Source organism: Pantoea sp. USHLN256 (assembly GCF_037149875.1).
GTDB classification, from domain to species: Bacteria; Pseudomonadota; Gammaproteobacteria; order Enterobacterales; family Enterobacteriaceae; genus Pantoea; species Pantoea nemavictus.
This window is the reverse complement of the sequence record NZ_JBBCQO010000002.1, coordinates 470,803-486,370: the sequence shown is the minus strand read 5'-3', so window position 1 is coordinate 486,370 and position 15,568 is coordinate 470,803. Positions and strand designations below refer to the sequence as shown.

The window sequence follows — 15,568 nt, the reverse complement described above, 5'->3', positions numbered from 1 at the left end:
TCTGACCTTTATCGTGAGTTAATTTAACGGAGTTAAAAATGACCAAATCAGTGCTGGCTTTAAGTTTAATTTTAGGTATGACTTCTTTTGCACAAGCCGCAACAGGAACTATTACATTCGACGGTACCATCCGCGATACCGCCTGCTCAATTGATGCAGAAAATCTGGATCAGAGCGTTTCCTTTGGCTTGATTGCTAAATCATTAATTAATCAAGGTGGTCGCTCAGCACCTGAAAATTTCTCAATTAAATTGAAAAGCTGCAGCAAAGGCACTCTGGATGAAGTGCAAACTACGCTGCGCGGCGCTGCTGGCAGTGTTGCTGATACCTTCGGTGTAACCGGTGTTAACAATGCGGGCATTCAAATTGTCCACAACGGTGCCGTAGTCAAGCCGAATGCTGCTGTAAAACAGGCGCTTAATAACGGTGATAACGTAATTGATTTCCAGGCGCGTGTTATTGGTAATACCGGACCCGGTAATGATGTGACTGAAGGGACATTTGTTAGCACCGTCACCTTTGATATTGCTTACCTCTAAAAAATAAAGATCATTGCTGAGGTAGATATTGCCTTGATAACGACGGGAGGTATTGTGCTGACCGTCGATTATTTTCACTGAATCAGAAAGAAATATGATGCGACTCTCTCGGTTTTATTCGGGTTATACCTTTATTCTTGGCGCACTTTTTTTTTCGGGAGCGGCTTCAGCATTAGAAACGCAGCAAAGCGTACAGGGAAATGTCGCTTTTGATGGCAATATTATCGAATCAGCCTGTGCGATTCACCCTGATAGCCACCAGCAAAATCTGATACTGAGTGATGTTTCAGCAGATAGGTTTATTAAGCAAGGCCATAGCGAGATGCATCCTTTCGCTATCAGGTTATTTAACTGTTCTCCTGCAAGGTCGGGCGATAAAAGCTGGCTAGCCTTTCAGATTACGTTTTACGGTGAGGCAGATGGCAATAACTTTGCCTTGCTGGGTGGCAGTCAGGGTATGGCCATTGAAATTCAGGATGACCGGGGTTTTATAGCTAAACCCGGCGTCGCAATGCCACCTCATCCCGTGCCGGAAGGCGACAGAACGATGAATTATAATCTGAGGTTGGTTGGCAACTCCAAATTATTACGCGGCGGCAGTCATTTTACCTCTTTGAATTATAAACTCGATTATTACTGAGTGATGAGTTGAAAATATGAAACTCCGGAATAACTGGAGAGTAAAAGGTAATGGCTTTTTATTTCTCTGTGGCTTCGCCTGGTTTCCTGCTGCTTTTTCCGCAGATGTCGAATTTAATACTGATGTGCTTGATATCCAGGATCGAGAGAATTTTGACTTAACCCCTTTCGCCAAATCTGGCTATATCATGCCTGGCGACTATTTGCTGACGGTTAAAATTAATGGGCACAGTCTGGTAAATGAAAAAATTATTTATCGTGAAGTTAATAACAACGACCTGCCAGAAGCAAAATTAACGCCAGAACTGGTGGCGCAATTTGCACTGAAACCGGCGTATAAAAAAGCGTTAATTTGGTCAGAAGATGGTGGGTTGGTTTATTCCTCGCTGCCGGGTATGAGTGCGAATGTGGATTTAGGCAGCTCTGTGCTAAATATCAGCGTGCCGCAAATCTATCTGGAATATATCAGCGCAGATTGGGATCCGCCTGCGCGCTGGGACGAGGGCGTGGGTGGCGCGTTGCTGGATTATAATTTCAACGCCAACACCAGTAAAAGTAACGCGTCAGGTGAGCAAAATAGCCTGACCGGTAGCGGTACCCTCGGCGCCAATTTAGGGGCATGGCGTTTTCGTGCCGATTGGCAGCTATTAAACATGCTGCCCGACCATGATGCGGCGCGTAAAGGCGTGGATATCAGCCGTTACTACCTCTACCGGGCGATTCCCTCGCTGCAAGCCAAATTTTCAGCCGGTGAGAACTATCTCGCTTCGGATATTTTTGACTCTTTCCGTTTTATGGGCGCGAGCCTGGAATCAGATGTCTCGATGTTGCCTCCCTCGCTGCGTGGCTATGCACCGGAGGTCAACGGCGTAGCCGATTCGAATGCCACGGTGATTATTAGTCAGCAGGGACGCATCATATATCAGACGCAGGTGCCTGCTGGCCCGTTCAGTATCCAGGATCTGAACTCTGCCATCAGCGGTTTGCTGGATGTTGAAATTCAGGAACAAGATGGCCAGGTCAAAAAATATCAAGTGGCGACCGCGTCGTTGCCCTATCTGACGCGTCCCGGCGCAGTGCGCTACAAGCTGACGGCTGGCCGTCCTGCGGGGTGGGACCATGCCATCGAAGGGCCGATGTTTACCGCAGGTGAAGTCTCCTGGGGAATAACCAACGGTTGGTCGTTGTATGGCGGCGCCATTGGCAGTGATGGATATCAATCGTTAGCTGCCGGTATTGGTCGCGATCTCTTTATGCTAGGTGCGATCTCTACCGACCTGACGCTATCGCGCCAGCAACTACCCGGAGATGAGCAGAGCCAGGGACGATCGCTGCGTATCAACTACGCCAAGATGTTTGAAGAGTATGACAGTCAGGTCACGTTCGCGGGTTACCGCTTCTCCGAAGAGAATTTCTATTCGATGAGCGAATATCTCGGCGCATTGCGCGGAGACAGCTATTTCCGTGGTAACAGCAAAGAGCGTTATGACCTGAGTTTCAACAAACGCTTTACCGAAACGGGTATCACCACCTACCTGACGTATAGCCACCAGTCTTACTGGAACCGTCCATCGACTGAGCGCGTAGAACTGACCTTCAGTCACTATTTTGAACTGGCGGGCATTAAAAATATTAGCGGCAATGTGCGCGCTTATCGCCAGTCCTATTACGGCAGCCATGATGACGGCCTGTCATTTGGTGTGAGTATTCCGTGGGGCAAACAGGGCTGGCTGCGCTATGACAGCTACCTTAATCGCGATCGCAGCAGCCACAGTGTGGGCTACTCAGGCAGAACAGCAAGCGAAGACAACTACAACCTTCGCACTACCGTCAACCGTAACGACAGCGACTTCAGCGGATTCTGGAGCCGTCAGGGTAACCGTGGCGATATCAGCCTCAGTGCCACGCACAGTACCTCGTCGCGCAACTCCGCCAGCGTGGGGTTGAATGGCGGCGTAACCATGACGTCTGCCGGTGTGGCATTGCACGGTTCGGGCAGCAACGGCGGGACTCGTCTGTTACTGGACACGGAAGGTGTGGCGGGTGTGCCGGTGCAGGGTGCCGGTCGCGGCGGCGTGACCAACAGCCAGGGACTGGCGGTGATGAACGGCGTGAGCAGTTACAACCGCACCCAGGCAAGCGTGGCACTGGATAAGCTGGGCGAGGATGTGGAAGCCATCAACGCCGTGACGCAGCTGACGCTAACGGAAGGCGCCATTGGCTACCGCAAAATTGAAGTGGTAGCCGGACGTAAAGGCCTGGCCGTGATTCGCATGGCTGATGGTAAAGCGCCGCCGTTTGGAGCGATGGTTTACACCGCAAGCGGTAAAAATGCCGGTATCGTCGCCGACGATGGACAGGTCTGGCTGAGCGGCATGAAAACGGGCGAAACCATGCAGGTACGCTGGGACGGACAAACGCAGTGTGAGATGACACTGCCAGATCTCGATTCCGGTGCAGAAATATCGACGCTATTGCTTCTTTGTCATCGTACAGAAGCAAAGGTGACTCAACAGACAACAGATTTAGGACGCAAAAAATGAAAGCTAATTACTCCCTCTTAGTGCCGTTGGCCCTTGCTGGCTTGGGCCTCAGTGAAGTAGCACATGCTGCGGTAGGACTCGACCGCACTCGCGTGGTGGTCGAGGGTGGCAGCACCGCTACTACGCTCAATATCCGTAATGAGAGCACCAAGCTGCCGTATCTGGCACAGGGATGGATTGAAAATGAAGCGGGCGAAAAAATTCAGTCACCGCTGCTGGTGGTCCCGCCTCTGCAGCGCATGGAGCCAGACAGCCGTGGCCAGCTTAAAGTGCAGCCGTTGCCTGCCGTCTCCGCACTGCCGCAGGACCGCGAATCGCTGTTCTATTTTAACTTGCGAGAAGTGCCGCCGAAGAGCAGTGAAGCCAACACCTTACAGCTGGCGCTGCAAACGCGAGTCAAATTGTTTTACCGCCCACAGGGGCTGACCATCGACAACAATGCGCCTGCGCCACAGCTGAAGATGACGCTGAAGAAAAATGGCGATCAGTACGTTGCGGTGAATCCGACGCCTTACTACATCACGCTCTCGGCGGTAGGCAAAGACGCAAAAGACAGCTTTGCCAGCTTTGAGCCGGTGATGGTTTCCCCGAAAAGCGAAGCACCGTTAAAGGTTAGCGTGGCGCAGGTAGGCCAATCCCCGGTGCTGACGTATATCAATGATTACGGTGGCCGTCCGCAGCTGAAGTTCAACTGTAACGCGCAGCAGTGCACCGCATCAGAAGTGAAGACCAAATGATGAGTGGCTGCGCTATCAGGCGCCTGCTACTGGTTTTGGCCGCTACCGCCGTTTCGGCTGAAGCGGCGATGCACAATGGTGAAGAGGTGCAGGGTTCCGCTGGCTGGCTGCACGTGAATGGCGTGATGCAGGAACCCGCTTGCCATCTCGCCATGGCTTCGCGCTGGCAAACCGTCACCTTGCCGCCGGTGACCACGGATGACCTGAAACGCCCGGGCGACAGTGCGCAAGTCACGCCGTTCTATATTCGTCTTAATGGCTGCGTGCGCACGGCAGGGACGGTGGCTGATAGCCAAAACAACACGGTGAAGTGGAGCGACTGGCAGCCAATTGCCACGCTAACTTTCTCTGGCGTAGCCGATGCCAACGCTCCGGCGCTGTTTAAGGCTAAGGGCGTGGAAGGGATGGGCTTACGTCTGCGTGATGCCGCCGGTAACGCGTTACAGCCAGGCGTAAAAAGCCATCCGCTGTTCTTAATGCCGGGCGATGACATGCTCTATTTCAGCCTGGGGCCAGAGCGCACATCGGCGCGCTTACAGGCAGGCAGCTACAGCGCCATCCTGGATTTTCAGATTCACTACCAATAATAAAGGAGGATATCAATGCGTAAGCTCATGATGGTATTACCGTTACTGGCTTTGCCTGCCACCAGCTTTGCCGCAGATACTGTTACGCTCAACGTGTCAGGCTCGCTGCATTTGCCCACCGTCTGTAATGTAGTGCCAACGTCGACCACCATTGCCTTTGGCGATATTTTATCATCGCGGATTAATGGGACGACATATGCACAGCCGCTGGGGGTCAGTGTCAGCTGCACCAACCGCAATCCGCTCAACAGTGTCAATGTGCAAGTGACTGGAACAGGCACTACCACCAACAAGCTGCCGGTCACCGGCTCAACGGTCAAAGGTATGGTGCTGGCGTTGAAAAGAGGAACAGCCGTCCAGAACTTCGGCACTAACATTCCGATGACCACAGATGGTTCACTGAATTTATCGCTGACGCCGGAGGTAAAAGCTGGAGAGGCGTTTGTGGCAGGTCCCTTCACCGCTTCCTTGACGGTTAGGGTGACGGTGACATGAGTTTACGTACAGCGGTGGCTGTCGCATTTTCTCTGATGCTGACCGCTGTGGCTCACGCCGATGTGGATCTTGATATCTCAGGGAATTTGTTACCTCCCTTCTGTACGGTTCATGACGGTAGCCACGGCACAATCAGCGTCGATTTCGGTGATGAAATCAACATCAACCGCCTGGATGGTACGCGCTATCGCAAGACTGTGCCGTATCAGATTGATTGTGAGGACGATGGGCAGCCGTGGCAGCTTAAACTCAAATTAGTGGGCGTGACGGCCTGGAATAATCAGACGTTGCAAAGCGACAAAGCCAACCTCGGGCTACGCTTTGAGCTGGCTGGCAGCACGGTGGAGTTGGGTCGCGAGATACCGATTGCCAGCCGTGCTAGCCTGCCGGTATTAACCGTCGTGCCAGTGAAAGATGCCCGCAACGATCCCTCGGAAGGCTTGTTCAATGCCACGGCCAATCTGCAGGCGGAATATTACTGACTATGAAGATGAAAAACCTGTTGCCACTGCTGGTGAGCTTGGCGGCATGCTCCGGGACGGCATGGGCAGCGGATAATATGACATTTTCCGGCAACCTGCGCGCTCATGCCTGCACGCTGCACCCGGATGATGCTGTGGTTGAAGTGGATTTCAACGAGATCGGTACGCGCGATCTTTACCTCAGCGGCGGCACGCCAAATCAACCGTTTAACATCCGTCTGCTTGATTGTAATACCTCGGTCGCCAGCGAACTGCTGATCACCTTTGATGGCACGCGTAATGCGGAGATCCCGGGCGCATTAGCGCTGGAAAGTAGCAGTGAAGCTAGCGGTGTGGCGGTGGTGCTGAGCGATGCCAGCCAGCGGCCAATCGCCTTGGGGACCGCGTTAAGATTACCGCTCAATAGCGGAAGTAATAGCTTGCAGTTCCACCGCCGTCTGCAGGTGGAACCGGACGCGCTGCGCGGGGAGGGGATTATTTCCGGCACCTTCAGTGCCAATAGCACCTTTACTCTCTATTATCCCTAATCAAAAAGACGCCGCATCCGGCGTCTTTTTTTATTTGACAAAACCCACCTCGAATTTGATATTCTTATATTATGCTATAATGCTCGACCACCTTTACTGGAAATTTACAAAGCCCATCCTGGAAATAACCTCTTTTAAAACGCATTAGTTAGCATTGACGATGTTTATGAAGTTAACGGTAATGTAATAACGAAATGAAAGGAAAATAACTGGGAACTATAATTGAAGAATAATTCCCAGAGAGCGGAGGATGTGGTTAAAAGTTTTTTTGGCCAGTGTGAATTATGGCCATGAGATGGTGAGAACCACAGGTTGATTAAATGAGCCACCCCAGCTGCTGGCAGTCGTGCGATATAAACGCGATGATACAGGAAAAGTCGTGCTGCCATTGACGGTTTTGGTCGCGCTATTAGGTCGCCCATCAATGGAAATATCGGTCGAGAGGGTGTCATTGACTCTTAAGCTGGAAGTTAATCCGGTTGATACTGTTACATCCGTAGTCGAACTACATGTTACCTGCACTGCACCATCAGAGGTATGTGAGTCACCCACGGATGTTAGCGTAATATTGCCGTGGGATATATTGGATTGCAAGTTAATGTCACAATGTGGTCTAGGAGGAGGTGGAGGAACGATTATAGGCCCACCACCGACTGAGGTTAATTCTTCACGGTACGCCCCTGAGCATGCCGACCCAGCCCCAGAGTGGCTTAAACCAGCGACCACGTTAATTTTCTCACCCCCTACTAAACCTTGGATCCGTACTTGATGCCTCTGAGTGCTAGGGGAAACAGAAGCAAAAGCTTCTCGCATGGGGATATTGGTGCTACCCGTGGGCGAAACAGTGACCTTTGTTGAGGATAATATCGGGCTGAATACGCCGCGTGAGTATACAGAAGCATTAACATAAATATCCGGAGCGCACACAGACCGCAGTGTATTACCCTCAACAACTCGATTATCAAAATTGCGATAATCTATATTAAAATCAAGGCGGAGACTAACGCGTCCATCTGGAGCATATTCAACGAATTTAATTTCCGCATCACTTACCAAAAGTGCGTTCGATAATGGTGAAAAAAATAATAATGCTAGGGGGAGTAAGCGCATATAAATTCCTGATTGGTTTTATTCCCCTGATATACAGGAGATATAGACGTTCAAAATAGCATTTCATCAGTAAGGCGGATACGAGACCACTCTTGAAAAGATTTAGCATATTAATGGCATTAGTAATGGCATCAGAACGTGCTGTAGAATGCTTATGGATATTTTTTTAAATACAGTTGAAATAATGAAACTGGCTTTAACTAATGCTTTTTATTTCCAACCCCATTATGTGGTTTTTATAAGTTGCATTTGACGCAGGCGGCATTATTAAAATCAAATGCAATGAATGTTGTTAAGAAATAAAAAAGCGGCCCTCAGGCCGCCAAAAACCTCAATTGCAGTGAACATTGAGGAAGGAGGGCAATAATCGGGTTAGCCTTTCACGCCACCGGCCGTGAGGCCGCTGACTAGCCAGCGTTGTGCCAGTAAGAACACCAGCGTAATCGGAATCGCAGATAACACCGCCGCTGCGGCAAAGTCGCCCCACAGATAGTTCTGCGGGTTCAGATATTGCTGCATGCCGACTGCCAGCGTGTAGCTGTTCACATCGCGCAACAGCAATGACGCAACCGGCACTTCGGTGACCGCGGCGATAAATGCCAGAATAAACACCACCGCCAGAATCGGCACCGACAGTGGTAACAACACCAGGCGGAATGCCTGCCACGGCGTGGCGCCATCCAGTGCTGCGGCTTCTTCCAGCGAACCATCGATGGTTTCGAAATAGCCTTTAATGGTCCAGACGTGCAGGGCAATGCCGCCAAGGTAGGCAAAGATCACACCGCCATGGGTGTTGAGGCCGATAAACGGCAGATATTGCCCAAGGCGATCAAACAGTGCATAGAGCGCCACCAGCGACAGCACGGCGGGGAACATCTGGAAAATCAGCATGCCTTTTAACAAGGTCGCGCGACCAGCAAAGCGCATGCGCGCAAAGGCATACGCGCAGGTGGTGGAGAGCGCCACAATGCCGACGGCGCTGATGGCGGCGATCTTCACCGAGTTCCACAGCCACAGCAGCACAGGGAACGGTGGCGGCGTGACGCGTCCATCGGCGTGCTCTACGCTGAAGCCTAACGCTAACTGCCAGTGTTCCCAGGAAATCTGTTCCGGTATCAGCGAGCCGGTAGCGAAGTTACCGGCGCGCAGTGAGATGGCGAATACCATCAGCAGCGGAAACAGAATTCCCGCAATAAACATCAGCAGCAGCAGATGCGTCATCAACAGACGCAGCTTTTGCGACTTGGGTTGCACCATAGCCATATCGCCTCCTTAATCGAATTTCATCCGCACGGCTTTCAGATTGATCACCGCCAGCGCACCCACCAGCAGGAAGATCAGCGTGGCGATGGCTGCCGCCAGGCCAAAGTCCTGCCCGCCGCCGCCTTCAAACGCAATACGCCAGGTGTAATTCACCAGTAAATCGGTGTAGCCGGCTGGCGTAGTGGTGCCGATACGATCCGGTCCGCCATTGGTCAGCAACTGCACCAGTACAAAGTTATTAAAGTTAAAGGCAAAACTGGCGATCATCAGCGGCATCAGCGGCTTTAACAGCAGCGGCAGGGTAATCAGGAAGAAGTTCTGCAGTGGCCCGGCACCGTCCATCGCCGACGCCTCATAGAGATCGTCCGGAATGGCTTTCAGCAAGCCCATGCAAAGAATCAACATGTAGGGATAACCGAGCCAGGTATTGACGATCACCAGCATGGTGCGCGCCAGCGTCGGATCGCTAAACCACGCGGGCTGGAAGCCGAACAGCGCTTTCAACATCACGTTGATTTCACCGAAGCTCTGGTTGAACAAGCCTTTGAAAATCAGTATCGAGATAAACGCGGGCACGGCGTAAGGCAAAATCAGCATCACGCGATACAACGCTTTGCCTTTCAGCGCTTCCCACTGCACCAGACATGCCAGCACCATGCCGACCGCCACGGTGAGAATCACCGTCACAAACGAAAACAGTAGCGTCCAGCCAAAGATGGCCAGAAACGGCTTCTGAATCCCTTCATCGGTAAACACGCGGATGAAGTTTTTCCAGCCGCTATTCACCGTGAAACCCGGGCTGAGCGCTTCACCGCTGGCGTTCTGATAGAAGCCGGTGTCACGATTAGCCTGATACAGCGCGCCGCTTTGCTGATTTTTCAGATCGCCGTTAGGTTGCAGCACAAACAGCGGACGCGTGCCGGAGAACTGGCGCAGCGAGCTCATTACCACGCGTCGACCATCCGGCAGTTCTGCCTGAATCTGGTTCAGCGCCTGGCGATTAGTGGTGACGATGCGCAGCGTGGCACGTTCACCGGCAGGCGGCGGGGCGCTGATCAGTTTCAGCTGTTGCGCGCCGCCAAAGGCAAACGCAGGTGAGACGAAGGTTTGCCCGTTGGCGGCTTCTGTCAGTACCAGCTGCCAACGATCGCCTGCCGGAAACAGTGAGAAATTGAGCGCCGAGCCATCCTGATATTGTCGACTGAGCAACACCTGTTGCGCCCGCTCCAGCGTCAGCTGGTTGGTGCTGCTGTAATTAGTGAAGGCAATCGCCACGGTACAAGCGAGGGGAAACAGCACGAACAGCGCCATGCCCGCCAGCCCGGGATAGACATAGCGCCAGGCGTAAGCGCGACGATTAGCATAAATCCAGATGCCGACGGCGCTAATAATCAGCGTCACCAGCGCAAACAGATATTCACCTTTTGCATACATCAGCACGAGCAGATAGCCGACCAGCAGACAGCAGATACCGAGAAAAAGAGCCTTCAGCACGGCGCTGTAGCGTGCTGTTTTCGGTTTTCCTGACATGATGCGGTTTTCCTTAACAGCCAGTAACGAGCCGGAGCGATCCGGCTCTGGTAGAGAGGATTACTTGTTGAGACGCGCCTGCGCATCTTTCAGTGCCGCGTCCACGCTTTGACGCCCGCTCAGCGCATTCAGCGTTGCTGTGCGCATGGCGTACCAGAAGGCGGCCATCTGCGGAATATTTGGCATGATGTCGCCGTTACGCGCGTTATTCATGGTGGCGGCGATGCGTTCATCCTTCTCCAGCGTCTGCTGGAAAGACTTCAGCGCCACTGCGCCCAGCGGCTTGTCTTTGTTGACGGCATCAAGACCGTTATCGGTTAGCAGGTAGTTTTCCAGGAACTCTTTCGCCAGCTCTTTATTCGGGCTAGCAGCATTGATCCCGGCACTCAGCACGCCGACAAAGGTTTTGGACGGTTTGCCGTTGAGCGTCGGCAACAACGTGACACCGTAATTTATTTTGCTCTTATCGATGTTGCTCCACGCCCACGGGCCGTTAATGGTCATGGCGGTTTGCCCCTTGTTAAAGGCAGCTTCGGCGATGGAGTAATCGGTGTCGGCATTCAGCGTTTTGGCTTTCACCTGATCGACGAGGAAGCTCATGCCTGCTTTAGCACCGGCATTATCGACGCCGGTATCTTTCACATCGTAGCGGCCATCGTTAAGTTTGAACGCATAAGCGCCACCCGCTGCCAGCAGCGGCCAGGTGAAGTACGGCTCCTGCAGGTTGAACATCATGGCGCTCTTGCCTTGCGCGCGCATTTTCTTATCCAGCGCGGCGATCTCTTCCCAGCTTTTTGGCGGCTCAGGCAGCAGATCTTTGTTGTAAATCAGCGATAAAGACTCAACTGAAATCGGATAACCGATCAGCTTGCCGTTGAAGCGCACCGCGTCCCAGGTGAAGGGGAGAATCTTCTGCTGGAAATTGGCATCCGGTGAGATCTCCGCCAACAGGCCGGACTGCGCGTAACCGCCAAAACGGTCGTGCGCCCAGAAGATGATGTCCGGTCCGTCGCCGGTGGCGGCAACCTGCGGATACTTCTCTTCCATTTTGTCCGGATGCTCCACCGTCACCTTAATGCCGGTCTCCTGCTCAAACTTTTTACCCACTTCAGCCAGGCCGTTATAGCCCTTATCGCCGTTGATCCAGATGACCAGCTTTCCTTCTTCAATTTTGGCAACGGCGGAAGCTGAAAACAGCACGGCCGTCAGGGCGGAAAGGGCAAGCGTGCGTGCACCGGTTTTCATTGTCATAACTCCATCCTGTTAGCGGAAACGGAAATCGTTTTACCCGCCACATTGTGAGCCTCTGCTGCGGCTTCTCATCCTCCCCGGCTCTACGCCTGCGGTACATCTGATGTGATCTGTGTTGCAAAACAAGCGGGTTATCACGGACTGGCGCACAGAATCGCCGCTCATCTCTGCGTTATCGATCACAAAAACCCGCGGCGGCGGCGTTGCGCCGTGCTTGCCCTGGCGTTCTCCTCCTCCCGTCTCCTCCCCCACACAGATGCGCTGCGGTGGAGGATGTCGGCCCCAATAACCTTGCCCATAGTTGTCGCCGGGGTCTGTCCGCCGACTTGCGGACAAGGATGAGTGAGCTGAGAGGAAAACATCATGTCGAGCGTTACGTTGCGCAGTGTCTCTAAGGTCTGGGGCGAAACCGAGGTGTCGAAAAACATCAGCCTGGAGATCGCGGAAGGCGAGTTTGTGGTGTTTGTCGGGCCGTCGGGCTGCGGAAAATCGACGCTGCTGCGCATGATTGCCGGTCTGGAAACCATCACCAGCGGCGATCTATTTATCGGTGACCAACGCATGAATGAGGTGCCGCCGGCTGAGCGCGGTATCGGCATGGTGTTTCAGTCCTACGCGCTGTATCCCCATCTTTCGGTGGCAGAGAACATGTCATTTGGCCTGAAGCTGGCCGGTACGCGTAAAGCGGAGATCCAGCAGCGGGTCAACCAGGTGGCGGAAGTGCTGCAGCTGGCGCATCTGCTGGAGCGGCGTCCTAAAGCGCTTTCCGGTGGCCAGCGCCAGCGCGTGGCGATTGGCCGTACGCTGGTGGCGGAACCGCGCGTGTTTTTATTGGATGAGCCGCTCTCCAACCTCGATGCGGCACTGCGGGTGCAGATGCGGATTGAGATCTCGCGCCTGCATAAGCGCCTGAAGCGCACCATGATTTACGTCACCCACGATCAAACCGAAGCGATGACGCTGGCCGATAAAATCGTGGTGCTGGATGGCGGACAGGTTGCGCAGGTCGGCAAGCCGCTCGAGCTTTATCACTATCCCGCCAATCGTTTCGTCGCCGGTTTTATCGGCTCGCCACGCATGAATTTCTTACCCGTAAAAGTCACCGCCACCGCCATCGATCAGGTTCAGGTGCGCTTACCCAACACCCAGCTGGTGTGGCTGCCGGTCGACAGCGCTGGCGTGCAGGTGGGCAGCAACATGTCGTTAGGTATCCGGCCCGAGCATCTGCTCTCCAGCGATATTGCCGATGTCACCCTTGAAGGTGAGGTGACGGTGGTCGAGCAGTTGGGTCACGAAACGCAAATTCACATCCAGATTCCCGCTATTCGTCAAAGCCTGGTGTACCGCCAGGAGGACGTCGTGCTGGTAGAAGAGGGCGCCCTGATGGGTATCGGCCTGCCGCCAGAGCGTTGCCATCTTTTCCGTGAAGATGGCAGCGCCTGTCGCAGGCTGCATCAGGAGCCCGGTGTTTAGCCCTGCAAAACAATAAAAGCAATGACCTCAGGAGATAGAAAATGTTAACTCTGCGCAAACTCCCTCTCGCGGTTGCTATCGCGGCGGGTACGCTCTCTGCCCCGTCGATGGCAGTCGATTTTACCGGCTATGCCCGTTCCGGCATCGGCTGGACCGGCAGCGGCGGGGAACAGCAATGTTTTCAAGCCACCGGTGCTCAAAGTAAATACCGTCTGGGCAACGAGTGTGAAACCTACGCTGAACTGAAACTGGGCCAGGAAGTGTGGAAAGAGGGCGATAAAAGCTTCTATTTCGATACCAACGTCGCCTATTCGGTTTCTCAACAAAATGACTGGGAAGCGACTTCTCCGGCATTTCGTGAAGCCAACGTGAAAGGTAAAAACCTGATTGAAGCCCTGCCCGGCTCCACCATCTGGGCCGGTAAGCGTTTCTATCAGCGTCATGACGTGCACATGATCGACTTCTACTACTGGGATATCTCCGGTCCAGGTGCCGGTCTTGAAGATGTTGATCTCGGCTTCGGTAAGCTCTCATTCGCCGCCACGCGCTCCTCTGAAGCGGGTGGTTCTTACACTTTCTCCAGCGATCAGATCCGCGACTACGCCACCAGCACGGCGAACGACGTGTTTGACGTGCGCCTGGCCGGGCTTGAAACCAACCCGAACGGCGTGCTGGAACTGGGCGTAGATTATGGCCGTGCCAATGCGCGTGACGGCTATCGCCTTGAGGACAATGCCTCCAAAGATGGCTGGATGTTCACCGCAGAACATACTCAAAGCATGATGAAGGGCTACAACAAATTCGTGCTGCAATACGCCACCGATGCGTTGACCTCGCAAGGCAAAGGGTTGCCGCAGGGCACCAATATCAATAACAGCGGCAGCATGTACCGCGTGCTCGATCACGGTGCGATCAATCTCGCCGATCGCTGGGATCTGATGTATGTCGCCATGTACCAGAATACCGATCTCGACAACAACCGCGGGACCGAGTGGTACACCGTGGGCGTGCGCCCAATGTACAAATGGACGCCGATCATGAGCACCCTGCTGGAAGTGGGCTACGACAACGTGAAGTCACAGCAGGTTAGCGAGCGCAATGGCCAATACAAAGTGACGCTGGCGCAGCAGTGGCAGGCCGGCGACAGCATCTGGTCGCGCCCGGCACTGCGTTTGTTCGCCACTTACGCCAAGTGGGATGAGAAGTGGGGCTATAGCAAAGACAGCGCCGGTGATTTGACCTCATTTGCGTCTAACGACAGCAGCGGCAACGGCATCTTAACCAACAGCCGTGGCAACAACGATGAGTGGACGTTCGGTGCGCAGATGGAGATTTGGTGGTAAAGCTCCCGCTGATGACCTGACTGAGACCATCTCTTTTCGGCGCGGCGCGCCATTGCCTGGTTCGCGCCGCTGCCTGACAGCTTTTTGAGGTAGCACAATGAAAATGAAAAAAACGGTTTTTGCGCTGTGCCTGAGTGCGGCGCTGCTGGCTGGCCAGAGTTTACCGGCCTTCGCCGAGGTGAATCTGGTGCCACAGGATCTCTCCGCTGCACCCACCATTCCGCCCGCCAGCCTGCAGACGTTAAGCTGGTTGCCGGTCGATACGTCGCGCACCCAGGTTAGCACGTTGGCGGAAAATGGCGCCAACCTCAACGCCACGGGCGTAACGGGTTCGGTCGCGGCCTACAGCCTGCCGGCAAACATCGGTGAACTCACCATTACGCTGAGCAGCGAAGTGCATCAGAATCAGGTGTTTGCGCCGAATGTGCTGGTACTGGATGAGAACATGCGCCCGGCGGCCTGGTTTCCGGCGCGCTTTTTTACCTATCAACAACCGGGCGTGATGGCTGCCGATCGTCTTGAAGGCGTAATGAAGCTGACGCCTGCACTTGGACAGCAAAAGATCTATCTGCTGGTATTCACCACCGAGAAAGATCTGATTGAAACCACCACCTTGATGGATCCGGCGAAGGCGTACGCCAAAGGCACCGGCCATGCGGTGCCGGATATTCCCGATCCCATTGCCCATCACAGCCGCGCAGGCACGCTTAAGCTCAAAGTGAAAACCAGCGCAGGTTCGTCGATTTTAGTCGGGCCGCTGTTTGGTTCATCGGGCCCCGCGCCGGTGACGGTCGGCAATACCCAGCCGGTGGCGCCTGCGGTGTACCATGCAGCCGCTGCACCTGAAGCCAAACGTGAGCCGATCATGACCGATACCGAAGGCTATTTTAATCAGAACATCCGCCAGGCCGTCGATCAGGGCAACATTGATAAAGCGTTGAAACTGCTGGATGAGGCCGAGCGTTTAGGCTCCACCTCCGCGAGGAAAGTTTTTGTCAGCAGTGTTAAAGGCAAGGGGTAAAGCACCCCGACAGTGCTGATTTGTTCCA

Annotated in this window: 14 protein-coding genes; 11 read left to right on the top strand and 3 right to left on the bottom strand. The window is 53.8% G+C overall.

What is annotated here, in order from left to right; all coding sequences use genetic code 11:
* Positions 1-38 precede the first annotated feature (38 nt).
* From WFL93_RS07180 to WFL93_RS07145, 8 genes are all read left to right on the top strand, one after another.
* The gene (locus WFL93_RS07180; protein ID WP_336777675.1) at positions 39-539 is read left to right on the top strand and encodes a fimbrial protein; all 501 of its coding nucleotides are present in this window, start codon (positions 39-41) and stop codon (positions 537-539) included.
* Positions 540-633: 94 nt separating this feature from the next.
* Positions 634-1,179: a fimbrial protein gene (locus WFL93_RS07175; RefSeq protein WP_336777674.1), complete on the top strand. Its 546-nt coding sequence runs from the start codon at positions 634-636 to the stop codon at positions 1,177-1,179.
* Between the two features lie 16 nt (positions 1,180-1,195).
* Complete coding sequence (locus tag WFL93_RS07170; RefSeq protein ID WP_336777673.1) at positions 1,196-3,721, top strand: fimbria/pilus outer membrane usher protein; 2,526 nt, start codon at positions 1,196-1,198, stop codon at positions 3,719-3,721.
* The gene (locus tag WFL93_RS07165; protein ID WP_336777672.1) at positions 3,718-4,458 is read left to right on the top strand and encodes a fimbria/pilus periplasmic chaperone; all 741 of its coding nucleotides are present in this window, start codon (positions 3,718-3,720) and stop codon (positions 4,456-4,458) included. The genes WFL93_RS07170 and WFL93_RS07165 overlap by 4 nt, the downstream gene beginning before the upstream one ends.
* Positions 4,455-5,045, top strand: coding sequence for a fimbrial protein (locus WFL93_RS07160; protein WP_336777671.1), 591 nt, complete (start codon positions 4,455-4,457; stop codon positions 5,043-5,045). Before WFL93_RS07165 ends, WFL93_RS07160 begins: the two co-directional genes overlap by 4 nt.
* 15 nt (positions 5,046-5,060) lie before the next feature.
* On the top strand, positions 5,061-5,540 hold the full coding sequence (locus tag WFL93_RS07155) for a fimbrial protein (RefSeq protein WP_336777670.1): 480 nt from the start codon (positions 5,061-5,063) through the stop codon (positions 5,538-5,540).
* Positions 5,537-6,022: a fimbrial protein gene (locus WFL93_RS07150; RefSeq protein ID WP_336777669.1), complete on the top strand. Its 486-nt coding sequence runs from the start codon at positions 5,537-5,539 to the stop codon at positions 6,020-6,022. The genes WFL93_RS07155 and WFL93_RS07150 overlap by 4 nt, the downstream gene beginning before the upstream one ends.
* 2 nt (positions 6,023-6,024) lie before the next feature.
* Complete coding sequence (locus WFL93_RS07145; protein ID WP_336777668.1) at positions 6,025-6,549, top strand: fimbrial protein; 525 nt, start codon at positions 6,025-6,027, stop codon at positions 6,547-6,549.
* 1,482 nt (positions 6,550-8,031) lie between these two features.
* On the opposite strand, the gene malG is transcribed toward WFL93_RS07145, so the two are convergent.
* The 3 genes from malG to malE are packed head-to-tail and all read right to left on the bottom strand — an operon-like array spanning position 8,032 to position 11,703.
* A complete protein-coding gene (gene malG, locus WFL93_RS07140) occupies positions 8,032-8,922 on the bottom strand; it encodes a maltose ABC transporter permease MalG (RefSeq protein ID WP_007885946.1) in 891 nt (296 codons plus the stop codon).
* A gap of 9 nt (positions 8,923-8,931) precedes the next feature.
* The gene (malF, locus tag WFL93_RS07135) at positions 8,932-10,452 is read right to left on the bottom strand and encodes a maltose ABC transporter permease MalF (RefSeq protein ID WP_336777667.1); all 1,521 of its coding nucleotides are present in this window, start codon (positions 10,450-10,452) and stop codon (positions 8,932-8,934) included.
* Positions 10,453-10,512: 60 nt separating this feature from the next.
* Positions 10,513-11,703: a maltose/maltodextrin ABC transporter substrate-binding protein MalE gene (gene malE, locus WFL93_RS07130; RefSeq protein ID WP_336777666.1), complete on the bottom strand. Its 1,191-nt coding sequence runs from the start codon at positions 11,701-11,703 to the stop codon at positions 10,513-10,515.
* A gap of 363 nt (positions 11,704-12,066) precedes the next feature.
* Between malE and malK the strand changes: the two genes are divergently transcribed.
* The 3 genes from malK to malM all read left to right on the top strand — a co-directional run bounded on the left by malK (position 12,067) and on the right by malM (position 15,540).
* Positions 12,067-13,176: a maltose/maltodextrin ABC transporter ATP-binding protein MalK gene (gene malK, locus WFL93_RS07125; RefSeq protein WP_336777665.1), complete on the top strand. Its 1,110-nt coding sequence runs from the start codon at positions 12,067-12,069 to the stop codon at positions 13,174-13,176.
* A gap of 41 nt (positions 13,177-13,217) precedes the next feature.
* Positions 13,218-14,519, top strand: coding sequence for a maltoporin (locus WFL93_RS07120; RefSeq protein WP_049853262.1), 1,302 nt, complete (start codon positions 13,218-13,220; stop codon positions 14,517-14,519).
* Between the two features lie 97 nt (positions 14,520-14,616).
* Positions 14,617-15,540, top strand: a complete 924-nt coding sequence (malM, locus tag WFL93_RS07115; protein WP_336777664.1) for a maltose operon protein MalM — start codon at positions 14,617-14,619, stop codon at positions 15,538-15,540.
* Positions 15,541-15,568 lie beyond the last annotated feature (28 nt).